This window comes from Pseudomonas sp. MF06569 (assembly GCF_059862735.1).
In genome coordinates this window covers 42,279-57,076 of record NZ_JCBCUZ010000022.1, presented here as the reverse complement: position 1 = coordinate 57,076, position 14,798 = coordinate 42,279, and the positions used below count along the sequence as shown (strand labels likewise).

The window sequence follows — 14,798 nt, the reverse complement described above, 5'->3', positions numbered from 1 at the left end:
GGGCAAGTCGTGCCCTACTTTTGTGTAGGAAACAACTTGCCCGCAACAGGGTCAGCCTTGTGCTTAACGCGGTTTGGATACTGTCAGCATCTGCCCGGGTTTGAGGGCTTTAGCGCTGTTTGGATTCCAGCGCTTGAGATGTTGCATTTCAACGTTGAAACGCTTGGCAACCATGTACAGCGAATCGCCTTTCTGGACCTTGTATTGTGTAGGTTTTCTGCCAGAAGGTTTGCGTGAGTCCTGCATGACCAGGATCTGGCCGGCCTTGAGGTTGTTGCCGCTCAGTTTGTTCCAGTGCTGCAAGTCTTTGACATCAACCTTGTTGGCCTTGGCGATCAACGTCAGGTTGTCGCCACTTTTAACCCGGTACTTGCGGCTCAGCTGTGCGGGCTTGGTGCTCGCAATGGTGTCAAATACAGGCTTTTTAGGACGCAGGCTAACGAGTTCTTCAGGCTTGAGGTTGGAAAGGCTGGCGGTCAGCAATTGCGCTTTGGAGGTGGGTACAAGCAGGTGTTGCGGTCCGTCGGTGGTGGCACGCTGCTTATAAGCCGGGTTCAGCTGGAACATCTCGTCTTCGTCGATCTCGGCCAGGGCTGCCACGCGGGACAAATCCATGGACTGTTTGATTTCGACCATTTCGAAGTAGGGTTCGTTGGCGATCGGGTTCAGGTTGATGCCGTAGGCTTCAGGGGCCAGCACCACCTGGGACAGGGCCAGCAGTTTAGGGACGTAGTCTTTGGTTTCCTGCGGCAGTGGCAGGTTCCAGTAGTCGGTCGGCAAACCGAGCTTTTCATTGCGTTCAATGGCCCGGCTTACGGTGCCTTCGCCGGCGTTATAAGCCGCCAGCGCCAGCAGCCAGTCACCGTTGAACATGTCGTGCAGGCGGTTCAGGTAGTTCAGGGCTGCCAGGGTCGAAGCGGTGATGTCACGGCGGCCATCGTAGGCACGGGTTTGACGCAAATTGAAATAGCGGCCTGTCGAAGGAATAAATTGCCAGAGGCCGACCGCATTGGCGTGTGAATACGCCATTGGGTTGTAGGCGCTTTCGATGGCTGGCAACAGAGCCAGTTCCAGCGGCATGTTGCGCTCTTCAAGGCGTTCCACGATGTAGTGGATATAAAGGCTGCCGCGCTCACCCGCGTTTTCTAGGAATGACGGGTTGCTGGCGAACCACAAGCGCTGTTGTTCAATGCGGGGGTTAACGTTCTGGCCGTCCTGCAACTTGAAGCCCTGGCGCATCCGCTCCCAGACATCTTGCGGGGCAACGGGGCTAGGCTTTTCGCTGAGCCAGAGCGGCTCTTGAGGGATGCGTTTGGCGATTTTAAGGCTGGCCCGTTCGGTGGTTTGCGCCGAATGATCCATGGATTGGCAGCCCGCGAGAGTGGCGGACACAGCCACCGCGATGGCTTTAACCAAGCGCGTCAATGCGTCTGAATTGATGGAGTAACCTTTAAATGACGACATTGGCTGAGGGATAGTTTCAGGAAAAAATGTCGGGGGATTCTAGAAAGCAGGGGGGGTGCGGTCAACTGTTCAGAATTTTTGTGCCAACCGCAGCCCGTTTTAGAACGTGTCTTTCCAGCTGCGCAGACTGGCAAAGACAGCACTGGGCGAGTCGTTGTCGAGGGAGTTCCACTCGTCAGCTTTTTCTTTAACAGATGTTTCATTAACCCTTAAAAAGGGATTTGTGAGTAATTCGAGGCCTATGGATGATGGCAAGCTGATGCGACCTTCGGCACGCCATTGCGTGACTTGTTCGACTCGCGCGGCAATATCCGCATTGGCGGGTTCGACCGCTTGGGCGAAGCGTAAATTGCTCAGGGTGTATTCGTGGGTGCAATACACGGCGGTGTGAGCAGGCAGCGCAGCCAGGCGGCTCAAGGAGTGGTGCATTTGTTCGGGAGTGCCTTCAAACAGTCGGCCACATCCGGCGGCGAACAGGGTGTCGCCGCAAAACAGCACGGGTCCGGCCGGGTCGCCGTGATAGTAGGCGATGTGCCCGAGCGTGTGGCCGGGTACCAGCGATACCAGGAACTCAAGGCCCAGCACGTCGATACGGTCGCCGTCGTTGAGTGCCACTTGTCGGGCCGGGATGGTCTCAAGTGCCGGGCCCCAGACCTTGGCGCCAGTATGATCATGCAATTGCGCAACACCCCCCACATGATCGAAGTGGTGATGGGTGACCAGAATGTCGCTCAGTACCCAGTCCGGGTGCCGGACCAGCCAGTCCATAACAGGCGCGGCATCACCCGGATCGACCACGGCGCAGCGCTTTTGTATGGTGTCCTGTAACAGCCAGATGTAGTTGTCGTTGAAGGCGGGCAGGGCGTCGATCTGTAACATGGTGCAATTCCCAAGTGCGAAACAATGGCGCATCTTAGGACTTGTGATAGGTAGATGGCGAGTTGGAGGAGCGATGATCGATAAAGCATTGGCTCAGGCAGACCCTGAGTGGCTGGCGCTGATCAGTTCTGCGCGCGAATGGCTGTCCGGGCCCCTTGGGCAGTTGTTGCTCGAAGATGAGCAACGTGTGCTTGAGGACGAGCTGGGGCGCTTTTTCGGCGGCTATCTGGTGCATTACGGCCCTGGCGCCGAATCCCCGCCCCAGGCTGCGCAAGTGCGCCGCAGTGTGCGTCTTGGAGCGCCTCTGCCGGGGGTTGAAATCATTTGTGAAGAGCAGGCCTGGCCGTTGTGTGAGCATGCAGCGGATGTGGTGGTGTTGCAGCACGGCCTGGATTTTTGCCTCTCGCCCCATGGTTTGTTACGCGAAGCAGCCAGCAGCGTGCGACCCGGCGGACATTTGTTGATTGTCGGAATCAACCCCTGGAGCAGTTGGGGGTTACGCCATGTGTTCGCCAAGGATGCCCTGCGCAAGGCGCGTTGCATTTCACCTTCACGCGTCGCCGACTGGCTGAATCTACTGGGCTTTGCGCTGGAGAAACGCCGCTTCGGATGCTATCGTCCGCCGCTTGCATCCAAAGCGTGGCAGAGCCGTTTTTCAGGCTGGGAGCGCAAGGCTGGCAGCTGGCAATTGGCCGGTGGCGGCTTCTATGTACTGGTCGCACGCAAAATGGTGGTGGGCTTGCGCCCGGTCAATCCTTTGCGTCGGGAACCGATGGGCAAGCTGATTCCCCTGCAGATGGCCAAGGTTAATCGGCCCCACACCGAATCTTAATTTATGTTGGGCCGGGTTAGCCCGGCTCAGGTACTGACCATTGCTGATGGTCAGGCCATAAGCAGCCTTTTCTGGATAGTTTGTAATGATCGATAGCGTTGAAATGTTCACCGATGGTGCCTGCAAGGGTAATCCTGGCCCGGGTGGCTGGGGTGCCTTGCTGGTCTGCCAGGGCGTTGAAAAAGAGCTCTGGGGCGGCGAAGCCAATACCACCAATAACCGCATGGAACTGATGGCCGCCATTCGTGGGCTTGAAGAGCTCAAGCGTCCGTGTGAAGTGTTGCTGGTGACCGACTCCCAGTACGTGATGAAAGGCATCACCGAATGGATGGTCAACTGGAAAAAACGCGGATGGAAAACGGCTTCCAAGGAACCGGTGAAGAACGCCGATCTGTGGAAGTTGCTCGATGAGCAGGTCAACCGTCATACCGTGAAGTGGCAATGGGTACGCGGACACATTGGTCATCCTGGCAACGAGCGCGCTGACCAGTTGGCCAACCGTGGGGTAGATCAGGTGCGGGGAATCAAGCATGCGTAGTGTTGTACTGGATACCGAAACCACCGGTATGCCGGTCACCGACGGCCACCGCGTGATCGAGATCGGTTGCGTCGAGTTGATGGGACGTCGCTTGACCGGCAGGCATTTTCACGTGTACCTGCAGCCCGACCGCGAAAGTGACGAGGGCGCCATTGGCGTCCACGGCATTACCAATGAGTTTCTGGTGGGCAAGCCCCGTTTTGCTGAAGTGGCCGATGAGTTTTTTGAATTCATCAAGGGCGCTCAGTTGATCATTCATAACGCCGCGTTTGACGTGGGCTTTTTGAATAACGAGTTTGCCCTGATCGGGCAGACGGATCGGGCCGATCTCACTCGCCACTGCACAATCCTCGATACCCTGGCGATGGCGCGGGCCCGTCACCCGGGGCAGCGCAACAGCCTTGATGCCTTGTGCAAACGCTATGGCGTCGATAACTCGGGTCGTGAATTACACGGCGCGTTGCTCGACTCCGAGATCCTGGCAGACGTTTATCTGACCATGACCGGTGGTCAAACCAGCCTGTCACTGGCGGGCAATGCTTCTGACGGCAATGGTTCGGGCGAAGGCTCGGGCAATCAGGCCAGTGAAATTCGCCGCTTGTCGGCAGACCGTCATCCGGGTCGGATTATTCGTGCAAGTGAAAGCGACTTGGCCGAGCATGCGGCTCGTCTTGAAGCCATTGCCAAATCGGCTGGCGCCCCTTCGTTGTGGACCCAACTCCTCGACGCCAAGGGACAGACGCTGCAATAGCCTTCGCCGACCTTGTAGTCGCTGGCGCAGGCGGGCGATGGGGTGCGCAGCAGCCCATTGTCAGCATCGACGACAAGAAAGAAGGATTTTTCATGCACCTGGTTATGAACCCCAAAGACCCTCAAGTCTCAGTACGTTTGGCTGATGAAGGCTTTGCGCCGTATGTGTGGTGCAACGATTTCAGCTTTGAGGTTCGCGCCTACGCCCGTGCCGACCGCAATAAAAAAGTCGAGCACTGGCCACTGGACCTGATCACGCCTTATCGCAAGTGCTACGGCATCGACCCTGATGAATTTGCCAGCTATCGCGGGGGCAAGGACAGCGACATTTTCATGGCCTATCTGGACAATCAGCCGGTCGGGCATGTGGTGGTGAGCACCAACTGGAATGGCTTCGCCCACGTGGATGAGCTGGCCGTGATTGCCGGCGCCCGCCGCCATGGCGTGGCCAAATCATTGCTGGATGTGGTCAAGTTCTGGAGCCGCAAAAAAAATCTGCCGGGGATCATGCTGGAGACCCAAAACAACAACCTCGGCGCTTGCCGGTTGTATGAGCGTTGCGGGTATCAGGTGGGAGGCATCGATTATCTGCGTTATCGCGGTATTGATCCGCACACCAGCGAAGTGGCGATTTTCTGGTATCTGATTTTTGAGAGCCGCGACTCACTACCCTGAACGCCAAGCGGGCGGGTGTTAAAGCACCACCAACCCCTGATCAGCCAGTAATGCCTCGGCTTTATGGCGCACGATATCGAGCAATGCCTTGAGCGCAGGTCCGGGTTGCGCGTCTTTGCGTGTCAGCCCATAGAGTGTCACCGGGATAGCCGGTGACACGGGGCACACATCCAGACCGCTGGTCTTGGCGCCTACGGCCGTGAACGGGTCGACCAAAGCCAATCCTTCCCCGGCTTCCACCAGGCTGCGCATCATCTGGTAACTCTGAACCTGAATCTGCACCACAGGCATCGGGCGCAAGGCTTGCAGTTTGCCGTCGAGCAGGCGGCTCAAAGGGTCGTGCTGCTGCAGGCCAATCATTGCCTGGCCGGCCAATTCTTGCAGCGCGATGTATTTGTGCTTGGGGGACAACCAGCCGTGAGGGGCCAAAAACTGTACTTTGCCTTGAACCAGAGGCTGGCAGTCGATCCCGGGTTGTTCCGATGACTGCAGGCTCAGGCCAAGATCGCACTCGTCCATCAACAGGCGGCGCACAATTTCGGCGCAAGGCTGGCTGCTCAAGGTGGTTGGCGTATCGGGGAAGCGGCGCCTGAGGGCACCTATGCAGTAAGGCAGAAGGGGGTGTGCCAGGGTTTCGCTGCAGGCCACACGCAAGGCTGGCTCCTGATGCTGGCGCAAGTCGTTGCCAAGCTGGCGCAGCGGCTCAAGTGCCTGGTACAGCTGGTTGATGTGGGGCTGGAGCACAAGGGTGTCGCGGGTGGCTTGAAGCCGCCCGCGAACACTGGCAAACAGCATGAAGCCCAATTGCTGCTCGGCCTCTTGCAGCGTGGCGCTGAGGGTGGCCGCGGGCAATTGCAGCAACTCGGCAGCATGGCCGAGGTTGCCGGTTTGCAAGATCGCTTGTATCACTTCGATGTGGCGTAAACGCATGCGTGAAGTCCATGTCCGGCAGATGAGGTTTCAGCGTGACGAAGCCTGACCCAAGTCTCATCCTTTGACTTCAGCGATATGCCGTGGGCTGCAGGTCAGGCTGCGACAACCGGAGAAGGATCTCGAACCAGTACGACGCCCGACTGTACGAGCTCGAAGGTGTTGTCATCGTTCTTTTTGACGCGATCGCCAATGGCCAGCTTGTACGTTTTTACCGGTTGCTCGCCTGTCGCTTGTGTATCTTCAAATTCATGCACGGAATAGACGCGTCCTTCCGCATCCCTTGCATGAAATTGCCCAACGAGAACTGCCGCCATTTGTAGAGAACCTCTGGAGATAAACACCCAATTTGCGGTTCTGTAGACCGTTGATCAGTAGGGGAAGTTTAGCAATGTGAAAAAAATAGTCCTGCTACTTTACAGGCTTGCAGGCAGATAGGGTGAACTGGGGTGCAAGAAAGGCGTCCGATCATCTATAACTACTCTTCCTATAGCCACAGACTCGGGGTTTTCTATGAGCAAGGTCTACAACGTTGCGGTGTTGGTCGGCAGTCTGAGGAAAGACTCCCTCAATCGAAAAGTCGCCCTTGCTCTGGCAGAACTGTCTCCGGCAAATTTGAAACTGAATATTGTCGAAATCGGCGAACTGGCCCTCTATAACGAAGACATTGATGTCACGCCGCCTCCTGCGCCTTACAGCACGTTTCGCGATCAGATACGCCCTGCCGATGCCGTGCTGTTTGTGACCCCTGAATACAATCGCTCGGTGCCCGGCGTGTTGAAAAACGCGATAGATGTCGGTTCGCGTCCCTATGGCCAAAGTGTGTTCAGCGGCAAACCGGGTGCGGTGATCAGTGTTTCGCCGGGGGCCATTGGTGGCTTTGGGGCAAACCAGCATTTGCGCCAGTCGCTGGTTTTCCTCAATGTTCCGTGCATGCAACAGCCTGAGGCGTACCTGGGTGGTGCGGGGGATGCATTTGATGCGTCTGGCAAGCTGTCAGAAAAAACCCGACCGTTTTTGCAAAAATTCATCGACGACTTTGCCAAATGGGTCGAGCAGCAACACAAGCTCTGAGTCTTTCTCATCAAAAACGCGGCAGGCCTGACTCAGGGCTGCCGCGTTTTTTTATTTCACTCAGCTGCTTTGTGGCATTTCGCCATTGGCCAGACGCTGGTTGATGTCTGCAATGACGTGCGGCAGGTCACTGATGGTGTCGATCAGGTAGTGGGGGCGCGAGCCCGCGAACAGGGCGTGGATGCGGGAGCGCTCACTGTCCAGCGTGGCGGCATCCAGCGCCTTGTACTGCTCGTAGGTCAGGCCCAGGGCGTTTCCGGAACACACCAGTGCGACCGTCCACATGCCTGCACGGCGACCTTCAAGGATGCCCGGCACGGTGTCGTCGATTTTTACGCAGGCGCCCACATCATCAATGCCCAGCGCGATCACGTTGGCCAGTGCCTGAGCAGGCCAGGGGCGGCCATTTGGCACTTCGTCAGTGGCCACTACGTGATCGGCGACGTAGCCATTGGTGGCAGCCAGTTCAACGACTTTGGTCATTACTTGCGCCGGGTAGCCCGAGCATGAACCGATCTTGATCCCCTCATCACGCAGATTGGCGATGGTTTCCAGTGCGCCGGGAATCAGCGCCGAGTGTTCGGCAATTTTTGCGATCTGCAGTGGCATGAAGCGTTGGTAGATCGCGGTCACGTCTTCGTCAGTTGGCGCGCGGCCAAATACTTTTTTGTAGCGCTCGGTGATCTGTGGCTGGTCGCACAGGGTACGAATATGATCCCACTTGCCCATGCCCATCGGGCCGCGTGCTTCTTCGATAGAGACCTGTACGTCGAACTCGGCAAAGGCTTCGACGAAAATTTGCGTAGGGGCGAATGAGCCAAAATCGACCACCGTGCCTGCCCAGTCGAGAATGGCGGCTTGCAGCTTGCTTGGGTTGGTGTAGTTCATGTCAGTCTATCCTGTAAGAGCGGGCAGGGCCGCACGAAGTAATTTGGGTTGTTCTAGCCTGTCCCACACCATCAAATGTCGAAGACTTCCATCTCATGTAGCACTTGGCCTATGGCATTCACCGCAGCCTGGATCTCGGCCTGATTGACGTGGCCTATGCAGCCCACACGGAAGGTTTCGACCTGGGTCAATTTACCCGGGTACAAGATGAAACCCTTGGCTTTCACGCGTTCGTAGAACTCCTTGAACTGGTAGCGCGGATCTTTGGGCGCATGGAAGGTGACGATAACCGGAGCCTGAATGGCCTCGGGCAGGAAGCTGCGAATACCCAGGGCGGCCATGCCGTCGAGTAGCGTCTGGCAGTTGTCGGCATAACGCTGGTGGCGTGCTGGTAAACCGCCTTCTTCGTTGTACTGCAGCAGGGCTTCGTGCAAGGCCGCGACCACGTGTGTGGGTGGAGTGAAGCGCCATTGGCCTGTTTTGGTCATATAGGCGTGCTGATCAAACAGGTCCATCGCCAGTGAGTGACTGTTGCCCGATGCGTTCTGCAGCGCCTCTTTGCGGGCGAAGACAAACCCCATGCCCGGCACCCCCTCCAGGCATTTGCCGGACGCTGCGATCAGCGCGTCGAAAGGGACTTGCTGTGCATCGATGGGCAGGGCGCCGAAAGAACTCATGGCGTCGATGATCAGACGTTTACCTTGTTGAGCAATGACCGCTGCAATTTCGGGCAGTGGATTAAGAATCCCGGTACTGGTTTCGCAGTGAATCAGGGCCACATGGGTGATGCTCGGGTCGGCACGCAGAAGGCGGTCTACGTCGGCAGCGGTGGTGGGCTGGTCTTCAGCCGTTTCAAAGGTGCTGAAACGACGCCCCAGCACTTCGCAGATCCTGGCCAGTCGCTTGCCGTAGGCACCGTTGATCAGTACGAGCACATTGCCATCTCGTGGCACAAGGGTACCGATGGCGGCCTCGACGGCGAAGGTGCCGCTGCCTTGCAGAGGCACGCAGTGATGGCTGATCCCGCCGTTGATAATGGCCAGCAGTTGCTCGCAGAGGCTGGCAGTCAGCTGGTTGAAACTGTCATCCCAGGAACCCCAGTCGACCATCATCGCCCGGCGGGTTCGCGCCGACGTCGTCAGTGGGCCAGGGGTCAGCAGGATCGGCGCGGCAGTACTCATTCTGAAATTCTCGCAAGCATTGGATGGCTACTGGTTACAGGGCATAAATTGCAGTTTGAGTTGATATCAATCAAATTGTTTGTTGTTATGCCAGCCATCAGTGAGGGTTATGCATGAATTTATTTCAGCTTCGTGCCTTTGACGCGGTGGCCCGAGAAGGCAGTTTTACCCGGGCTGCGGCCCGACTTTTTATCAGCCAGCCAGCCGTTACGGGGCACATCAAGGCGCTTGAGGAGCACTACCAGATCACCTTGCTGCGACGTACGGCCAGGCGTGTGGAGCTGACTGAAGAAGGCACCAGGCTGGCGGCCATCACGCGAGCCATGTTTGGTTTGGTGGATGAGGCACAGGTCATGCTGGAGGCCAATCGCCAACTGCTCACCGGGCGGCTTGAGGTAGCGGCCGACGGCCCGCATCTGGTGATGCCGATGCTGGCTGGCCTGCGGGCGCGTTATCCGGGAATAACCGTGAACTTGCGTTTGGGCAATGCCCAGGAAACCTTGGCGGCGTTGTTGTCGGAACATGTCGATGTAGCCGTGCTGACGGAAGTAGAACCGCGCAAAGGCCTGACCTTGCGTCCGTTGGATGAGTCGCGGATATGCGCCTTGGTGCCGGCCAATCACCCATGGCAGGCTTTGCCGGATGGCATCGCTATTTCACAATTGGACCAGGTGATCATGGTGTTGCGTGAACCGACGTCGATTACCCGTCGCACCTTTGACAGCGCCTGTGCTCAGGCCGGGGTCACCCCGCGGGTGTTGCTGGAGCTGGACAGTCGTGAAGCCGTTACCGAGGCCGTGGCAGCACAGCTCGGTGTGGGCATTGTGTCGTCGGTAGAAGTCAGCCATGACCCTCGAGTGTGTGCGGTGCCGATCAACGGTGCGGGGCTCGTCAACCTGCATATGCTGGGTTGCATGGAACGGCGCGCCGAGTTGCGGCTGATCAAGGCGTTTATGGAGCTGGGCAAGGCTTAAGCAGGCAGCGATTGGATTTTTTGGTCGATTGCCGACTTGCGGGCGTATAAACTTGCGCCCATTCGACGGCCGATATGCCGCGACACACCCGATTGAGAGAGTGAGTAATGGGCGCACAGTGGAAGGTTAAACATAAAGCGGACGCCGCCAACAGCCGTGGCAAGATTTTTGGCAAGTTGGCCAAGGAACTGACGGTTGCTGCGCGCAACGGCGCCGATCCGGACATGAACTCGCACTTGCGTCTGGTTTATGAACAGGCCAAGAAAGCCTCGATGCCAGCTGACACCATCAAGCGCGCGATCAATAAAGGTGCCGGTATCGGTACTGAAGCCGTGCAATACCATCGTGTCACCTATGAAGGTTTTGCACCTCACCAGGTACCGCTGATCATTGAGTGCCTGACGGACAACATCAACCGTACCGTGGCTGAAATCCGTGTTGCCTTCCGCAAGGGGCAGCTGGGTGCTTCGGGTTCGGTGGCGTGGGACTTCAACCACGTTGGCATGATCGAAGCCAAGCCTGATACCCCGGACGCAGATCCTGAAATGGCCGCAATCGAAGCGGGCGCTCAGGACTTCGAAGAAGGTGAAGAAGAAGGCACTACCTTGTTCATCACTGAACCGACTGACCTAGACACCGTACAAAAAGCACTGCCTGAGCAGGGCTTCACCGTGTTGTCGGCCAAGTTGGGCTACCAGCCGAAAAACCCGGTCAGTGGTCTGACTGACGAGCAAATGGCAGAAGTCCAGGAGTTCCTGGCCAAGCTGGAAGAGCAGGACGACGTGCAGGACATGTTTGTGGCGTTGGCCTGAGTCTGAAGCAACGTTCTTCTGTAGTCGCTGAGGAGCGTAGCGAGGCTGCGATGGGTTGAACCTCTTTCAGCCCTTATCGCAGCCTCGTACCTCGTCATCGGCTACAGGTTTTCATGCCAGTTCCTGACTGATTTGAACAAACCCCGGCCGTGCCAACACGTCAGGCTGGATGCAACGCTGTTGCAGGCCTTGCAGGTCACTGCGCTGCTGATCGCTCAGGCCCGAGTCGATACGCTCCAGCAATTCCCCCAATAAAATCCCGAATGCTCGCACTTCAATGCGTTGCAGCGCACGGCTGTGCGAACTGTCGTCAATGGCGTGGAAGCACGCGGCGCCAAAATCCCCCAGCAGGCATTCGCCTTGGGCATTGAACAGAATATTGTGCCCGTACAAATCGCCATGACAGATGCCCTGCGCGTGCAAATGGTCTGCCGCCGAGGCTATGCCGCGAGCGATGCGCAAGGCACTTTCGCCGGTAAACCGGGTGCTGTTGGCATACACGTCGCGGCTACAGGTATCAAAACTGGGCAGGGCCGCAAGGTTGATGAATGACGGGTCGATCAGCTCCATGACCAGACCGGCCTGGTTGTCAGGATGCCCCGCCACACGGCCCAATACCTTGATCAGGTTGGGGTGTTGCCCCGCAGCGATGCAGGCATTCATTTCATTGAGGGGCGAGCCGTCGCTGGTGATGCTGCCCTTGTACAGCTTGACGGCAACTGACTGGTCCGCCTGACCGGGGGCAGTCCACCGGGCTTGATAAATGATTCCTGAAGCGCCTTCGCCCAACTTGTGCTCAAGCTCAAGGTGCGACCAATCAATATCCGGCGTGTCGTCAGGCGGGCGATGAGCGCTGGCATCTTCACGCAACGGATTGCCAGCGTAGGCCAGCCAGCTCAGGCTCGGCAGTGCCAGCAGCCTGTCGGGCAGCTCGCTGAATTGGTTGGCAGCCAAGCGGATCAATTCCAGGCGCTCACAACTGGCCAGGCTGCTGGGCAGCTGCTGCAGGCGATTACCGGCCAGCATCAGCTTTTGCAGCAGGGGTCGCTGGCCCAGTTCTTCGGGTAATTGTTCGATGCAGTTGTCGGTCAGGATCAGCCAGCGCAGCAAAGGCGGCAGCGCGGTGCCGGGTACGCTTTCGATGCGGTTGGCCTTGAAGCCAATCATGCTCAACTGTGCGCACTGCCCCAGGCATGCTGGCAGCTCGGTGAACTGATTGTCCGAGCAAAACAGGATGCGCAAATGGCTCAGGCGATGCAGGTCGTCGGGCAAGCTGCTCAGGGCGTTACCGCTGAGGTTGAGAATTTCCAGGGAGTCGGCAAGCTGGAAAATTTCGTCCGGGAACTCGGTAAGTCCGCACGACAGATCAAGACGTTTGAGGCCCGCCAATTGGCCGGCGCGCAGTTTAGCGAGGGTATCCATAAGCAGGGTCGGTTACTCGTGGGTGGCGCAAAAAGTGTCGCGCATAATAACGACTATTCGACCTGTGGCCGAGTATTTGCACCCGTTGGCGTAGGCTAAAAGTTGTACTTAGCATAACTTTGCTTAATTTCTTACGTAGCTGGACGGGCCGTCGTCTCCCTTGAGTGCAACCCTGACACCACCTATCAAATTCAGATCGATGGCGGCCAGCATGGTGACACCGCTGATGTTCGCTATTTGGCCCTGGGGCCGGGTAGCCCTCCCATCCCTTTTCGACTCTTTCGTGACCCGGCCCGTCAAATACCGTTGCCGGCCAATGCGCCTGTCAGCAAACGTTGCCAGTCAGCACGAGCATCGTGGCGGGCTGCCTGGTAAACAGGGCCGGAGGGCTTTATGGCAGCCTGAATTTCGGGACGAATTCGGCGTTGTCCACCGCAGCAGTGACTGTGGCGCTGGCGGGTGGGGTGACGCTGCAATGCATGCATCAGCGCACCTTCGATCAGTTTTGGCAGCGCACCCGCACCGGTGGTCAGCGCGTTTTCAACGGCCAGCCAGACCATCAGTGTCAACTGCACCAAGGGCAGTGCCTACCCGGTAAGGTTGGGCGATGGCGCACGCCCCGTCAGTGTGGGCGCCGCTCGACGGGCGAGTTCGTCGGCCGAGTTTTTTCCCGGTAACGGGTTGGGCAATGGCAGTCAGATTTTCAACTACAACGCCAAAATCTACACCGACCAGACCACGCCGCCAGCGGGTACCTATACCGACAACGTGGTGCTGGATGTGGGCTTTTAACGCAGTTCCCTGACCATGGCCGACAGGGTGGTCAGCACGTCCTTGGCCAACTGCTTCGAGCGTTTTCCATCCCAGCCGGTTTGCGGGTTCGGCGCATCGTTGTTGTCCTTGAACGGCATTTCCAGCGTCAGCGACAGGCAGTCGAAGCGCTGGCCGACGCTGTTGCAGGCCAGGGTCATGTTGGCTTGGCCCGGCTCGTCGCGGGTGTAGCCATGGGCAGTCTGAAAGTCTTTGGTCAGGCCGCTGAGGTGGCTGCGAAAACGTTCCTCCAGGGTCGCCAGGCGAGGGGTGTAGCCAGGATTGCCTTCACAGCCCGCCGTGAACACATAGGGGATTTCTTCGTCGCCGTGGATATCCAGGAACAGATCGACACCGTAGTGGGTCATTTGCTCCAGGGCGAAGAACACTTCAGGGCTGACCTGGGGGCTGGTGTTTTGCCAGGCGCGGTTCAAGTCCTGGCCATTGGCATTGGTGCGCAAGTGCCCGTGAAACGCGCCGTCCGGGTTCATGTTCGGGATCAGGTACAGGTCGGCAAAGTCCAGCAGCTTGCGCATTTGGGGATCGCTGCCCTGTTCCAGGCGTTCGAAAATGCCTTCCATAAACCATTCGGCCATGTGTTCGCCCGGGTGCTGCTGGGCGATGATCCAGATCTTGCGTTTGTGGCTGGCGCCGTTGCCTTTGCGCAACAACTGGATATCCCGCCCCTCGGCACTTTTACCGGTGGCCAGCAACTGGCAGCCTGACCACTGCAGGGCGTTCTTGATCAACTGATCGTGGCGTTCGCGGCTGTAAGGTTCGAAGTAGGCGAACCAGGCCTGAGGCTGCTCGGCGGCAAGGTGAACGTTCAACGAGGTACCGTCGAAATCGCTCGGTACGCGGAACCAGTTTTCATGGTCGTACGAAGCCACCGCCTGATAACCATCCCACGCTTTGTTATAGGAAGACTGGCCGGCGTTGCTTAATTGGAAATGGTGCGTGTGTCCCGGTGTCAGGCCATCGGCCTTGAAGTGGAACCACTGAAAATGCGGGCTTTTGGTATCTGGTTTGATGGCCAGTTTTACCTGCAGCGGATTACTGGCATCCAGCACCTGGACATTGCCGCTGTCGAAGTCACTGCTGATATGAAGTGAAGAGGGCGCCACAGTCATCGTCAAAATCCCGAAATCTGATAGTTGTGGGCGTTACTGTACAGTGCAATGGCATTAGGCCAATACGGAATTTTGGACAATAAGATGGAGGGAAAAACGAAGGGGGGGCGTCGTCCTTGACGCTGCGCAAGTGTAGGGTTTTTGCGAGTGATTCTCAAGTGCTAGATTGCCATTACGGCCATAGTCCAGGACTTCAGGCTTCCGTTTCCCGATGTTCTTTTGCTATCATCGTCGGCATCGTAGCGGTCACCGAAAAAAACCGGCCGCACACAAGACTTCATTAGCCTGAAGCACGCAGAGCCAGATAACTGGCCGCAAAAAAAAAGACCCGGCTAGAAGCCGGGTCAAATAACCGTGATTAGCCTGATGAGGAGGTAATTCAAAAGACCGACCTAAGGTCCCTTGAATTATCGACTGATCTCGCGACCAGCTGCATGCA

At 57.5% G+C, this 14,798-nt stretch carries 15 protein-coding genes and 3 pseudogenes; 10 read left to right on the top strand and 8 right to left on the bottom strand.

Annotation, left to right across the window (positions count from 1 at the left end):
- Positions 1 to 63 precede the first annotated feature (63 nt).
- Together AC19YQ_RS18415 and gloB are read right to left on the bottom strand one after the other, a co-directional pair.
- The gene (locus tag AC19YQ_RS18415) at positions 64 to 1,464 is read right to left on the bottom strand and encodes a lytic transglycosylase domain-containing protein (RefSeq protein WP_338648590.1); all 1,401 of its coding nucleotides are present in this window, start codon (positions 1,462 to 1,464) and stop codon (positions 64 to 66) included.
- 99 nt (positions 1,465 to 1,563) lie between these two features.
- Entirely contained in the window at positions 1,564 to 2,343 is a 780-nt protein-coding gene (gene gloB, locus AC19YQ_RS18410; RefSeq protein WP_338648588.1) for a hydroxyacylglutathione hydrolase, read from the bottom strand.
- 73 nt (positions 2,344 to 2,416) lie between these two features.
- Between gloB and AC19YQ_RS18405 the strand changes: the two genes are divergently transcribed.
- From AC19YQ_RS18405 to AC19YQ_RS18390, 4 genes are all read left to right on the top strand, one after another.
- Positions 2,417 to 3,175: a class I SAM-dependent methyltransferase gene (locus tag AC19YQ_RS18405; protein ID WP_133077945.1), complete on the top strand. Its 759-nt coding sequence runs from the start codon at positions 2,417 to 2,419 to the stop codon at positions 3,173 to 3,175.
- Positions 3,176 to 3,260: 85 nt separating this feature from the next.
- Entirely contained in the window at positions 3,261 to 3,713 is a 453-nt protein-coding gene (gene rnhA / locus AC19YQ_RS18400) for a ribonuclease HI (RefSeq protein WP_133077944.1), read from the top strand.
- Positions 3,706 to 4,464: a DNA polymerase III subunit epsilon gene (dnaQ, locus tag AC19YQ_RS18395; protein WP_133077943.1), complete on the top strand. Its 759-nt coding sequence runs from the start codon at positions 3,706 to 3,708 to the stop codon at positions 4,462 to 4,464. The genes rnhA and dnaQ overlap by 8 nt, the downstream gene beginning before the upstream one ends.
- A gap of 92 nt (positions 4,465 to 4,556) precedes the next feature.
- Positions 4,557 to 5,138 (top strand): GNAT family N-acetyltransferase, encoded by a 582-nt coding sequence (locus AC19YQ_RS18390; RefSeq protein WP_338648585.1) that lies wholly within the window; start codon positions 4,557 to 4,559, stop codon positions 5,136 to 5,138.
- 18 nt (positions 5,139 to 5,156) lie between these two features.
- Here AC19YQ_RS18390 and AC19YQ_RS18385 read toward each other — a convergent pair whose 3' ends face one another.
- Complete coding sequence (locus AC19YQ_RS18385) at positions 5,157 to 6,068, bottom strand: LysR family transcriptional regulator (protein ID WP_219262085.1); 912 nt, start codon at positions 6,066 to 6,068, stop codon at positions 5,157 to 5,159.
- A gap of 95 nt (positions 6,069 to 6,163) precedes the next feature.
- On the bottom strand, positions 6,164 to 6,385 hold the full coding sequence (locus tag AC19YQ_RS18380) for a hypothetical protein (RefSeq protein WP_133077940.1): 222 nt from the start codon (positions 6,383 to 6,385) through the stop codon (positions 6,164 to 6,166).
- Positions 6,386 to 6,581: 196 nt separating this feature from the next.
- On the opposite strand from AC19YQ_RS18380, the gene AC19YQ_RS18375 reads away from it, so the two are divergent.
- A complete protein-coding gene (locus AC19YQ_RS18375) occupies positions 6,582 to 7,142 on the top strand; it encodes an NADPH-dependent FMN reductase (protein WP_133077939.1) in 561 nt (186 codons plus the stop codon).
- 60 nt (positions 7,143 to 7,202) lie between these two features.
- Here AC19YQ_RS18375 and phnX read toward each other — a convergent pair whose 3' ends face one another.
- The gene (gene phnX / locus AC19YQ_RS18370) at positions 7,203 to 8,030 is read right to left on the bottom strand and encodes a phosphonoacetaldehyde hydrolase (RefSeq protein WP_338648580.1); all 828 of its coding nucleotides are present in this window, start codon (positions 8,028 to 8,030) and stop codon (positions 7,203 to 7,205) included.
- Between the two features lie 71 nt (positions 8,031 to 8,101).
- Entirely contained in the window at positions 8,102 to 9,211 is a 1,110-nt protein-coding gene (locus tag AC19YQ_RS18365; RefSeq protein ID WP_500595643.1) for a 2-aminoethylphosphonate--pyruvate transaminase, read from the bottom strand.
- Positions 9,212 to 9,324: 113 nt separating this feature from the next.
- Here AC19YQ_RS18365 and AC19YQ_RS18360 point away from each other — a divergent pair, with 113 nt between their 5' ends.
- Together AC19YQ_RS18360 and AC19YQ_RS18355 are read left to right on the top strand one after the other, a co-directional pair.
- Entirely contained in the window at positions 9,325 to 10,185 is an 861-nt protein-coding gene (locus AC19YQ_RS18360) for a LysR substrate-binding domain-containing protein (RefSeq protein WP_133077936.1), read from the top strand.
- Positions 10,186 to 10,292: 107 nt separating this feature from the next.
- Complete coding sequence (locus AC19YQ_RS18355) at positions 10,293 to 10,997, top strand: YebC/PmpR family DNA-binding transcriptional regulator (protein ID WP_219262088.1); 705 nt, start codon at positions 10,293 to 10,295, stop codon at positions 10,995 to 10,997.
- A gap of 111 nt (positions 10,998 to 11,108) precedes the next feature.
- Here the strand turns inward: AC19YQ_RS18355 and AC19YQ_RS18350 are convergent, their stop codons facing one another.
- Positions 11,109 to 12,419 (bottom strand): protein kinase, encoded by a 1,311-nt coding sequence (locus AC19YQ_RS18350; RefSeq protein WP_500595642.1) that lies wholly within the window; start codon positions 12,417 to 12,419, stop codon positions 11,109 to 11,111.
- Between the two features lie 159 nt (positions 12,420 to 12,578).
- Here AC19YQ_RS18350 and AC19YQ_RS18345 point away from each other — a divergent pair.
- From AC19YQ_RS18345 to AC19YQ_RS18335, 3 pseudogenes are all read left to right on the top strand, one after another.
- Positions 12,579 to 12,755: pseudogene (locus tag AC19YQ_RS18345) on the top strand (spore coat protein U domain-containing protein); the annotation flags it as partial.
- A pseudogene (locus AC19YQ_RS18340) lies at positions 12,740 to 12,898 on the top strand (Csu type fimbrial protein); the annotation flags it as partial. The pseudogenes AC19YQ_RS18345 and AC19YQ_RS18340, both read left to right, overlap by 16 nt.
- Positions 12,894 to 13,211 (top strand): annotated as a pseudogene (locus AC19YQ_RS18335) (spore coat protein U domain-containing protein); the annotation flags it as partial. The pseudogenes AC19YQ_RS18340 and AC19YQ_RS18335, both read left to right, overlap by 5 nt.
- Here the strand turns inward: AC19YQ_RS18335 and AC19YQ_RS18330 are convergent.
- Entirely contained in the window at positions 13,208 to 14,359 is a 1,152-nt protein-coding gene (locus AC19YQ_RS18330; protein ID WP_326397571.1) for a M14 family metallopeptidase, read from the bottom strand. The pseudogene AC19YQ_RS18335 and the gene AC19YQ_RS18330 overlap by 4 nt on opposite strands.
- Between the last annotated feature and the right edge of the window lie 439 nt (positions 14,360 to 14,798).

Coding starts and splice junctions, on each gene's coding strand:
- AC19YQ_RS18415 (WP_338648590.1), bottom strand. CDS start 1,464: ATGTCGTCATTTAAAGGTTACTCCATCAATTCAGACGCATTGACGCGC.
- gloB (WP_338648588.1), bottom strand. CDS start 2,343: ATGTTACAGATCGACGCCCTGCCCGCCTTCAACGACAACTACATCTGG.
- AC19YQ_RS18405 (WP_133077945.1), top strand. CDS start 2,417: ATGATCGATAAAGCATTGGCTCAGGCAGACCCTGAGTGGCTGGCGCTG.
- rnhA (WP_133077944.1), top strand. CDS start 3,261: ATGATCGATAGCGTTGAAATGTTCACCGATGGTGCCTGCAAGGGTAAT.
- dnaQ (WP_133077943.1), top strand. CDS start 3,706: ATGCGTAGTGTTGTACTGGATACCGAAACCACCGGTATGCCGGTCACC.
- AC19YQ_RS18390 (WP_338648585.1), top strand. CDS start 4,557: ATGCACCTGGTTATGAACCCCAAAGACCCTCAAGTCTCAGTACGTTTG.
- AC19YQ_RS18385 (WP_219262085.1), bottom strand. CDS start 6,068: ATGCGTTTACGCCACATCGAAGTGATACAAGCGATCTTGCAAACCGGC.
- AC19YQ_RS18380 (WP_133077940.1), bottom strand. CDS start 6,385: ATGGCGGCAGTTCTCGTTGGGCAATTTCATGCAAGGGATGCGGAAGGA.
- AC19YQ_RS18375 (WP_133077939.1), top strand. CDS start 6,582: ATGAGCAAGGTCTACAACGTTGCGGTGTTGGTCGGCAGTCTGAGGAAA.
- phnX (WP_338648580.1), bottom strand. CDS start 8,030: ATGAACTACACCAACCCAAGCAAGCTGCAAGCCGCCATTCTCGACTGG.
- AC19YQ_RS18365 (WP_500595643.1), bottom strand. CDS start 9,211: ATGAGTACTGCCGCGCCGATCCTGCTGACCCCTGGCCCACTGACGACG.
- AC19YQ_RS18360 (WP_133077936.1), top strand. CDS start 9,325: ATGAATTTATTTCAGCTTCGTGCCTTTGACGCGGTGGCCCGAGAAGGC.
- AC19YQ_RS18355 (WP_219262088.1), top strand. CDS start 10,293: ATGGGCGCACAGTGGAAGGTTAAACATAAAGCGGACGCCGCCAACAGC.
- AC19YQ_RS18350 (WP_500595642.1), bottom strand. CDS start 12,419: ATGGATACCCTCGCTAAACTGCGCGCCGGCCAATTGGCGGGCCTCAAA.
- AC19YQ_RS18330 (WP_326397571.1), bottom strand. CDS start 14,359: ATGACTGTGGCGCCCTCTTCACTTCATATCAGCAGTGACTTCGACAGC.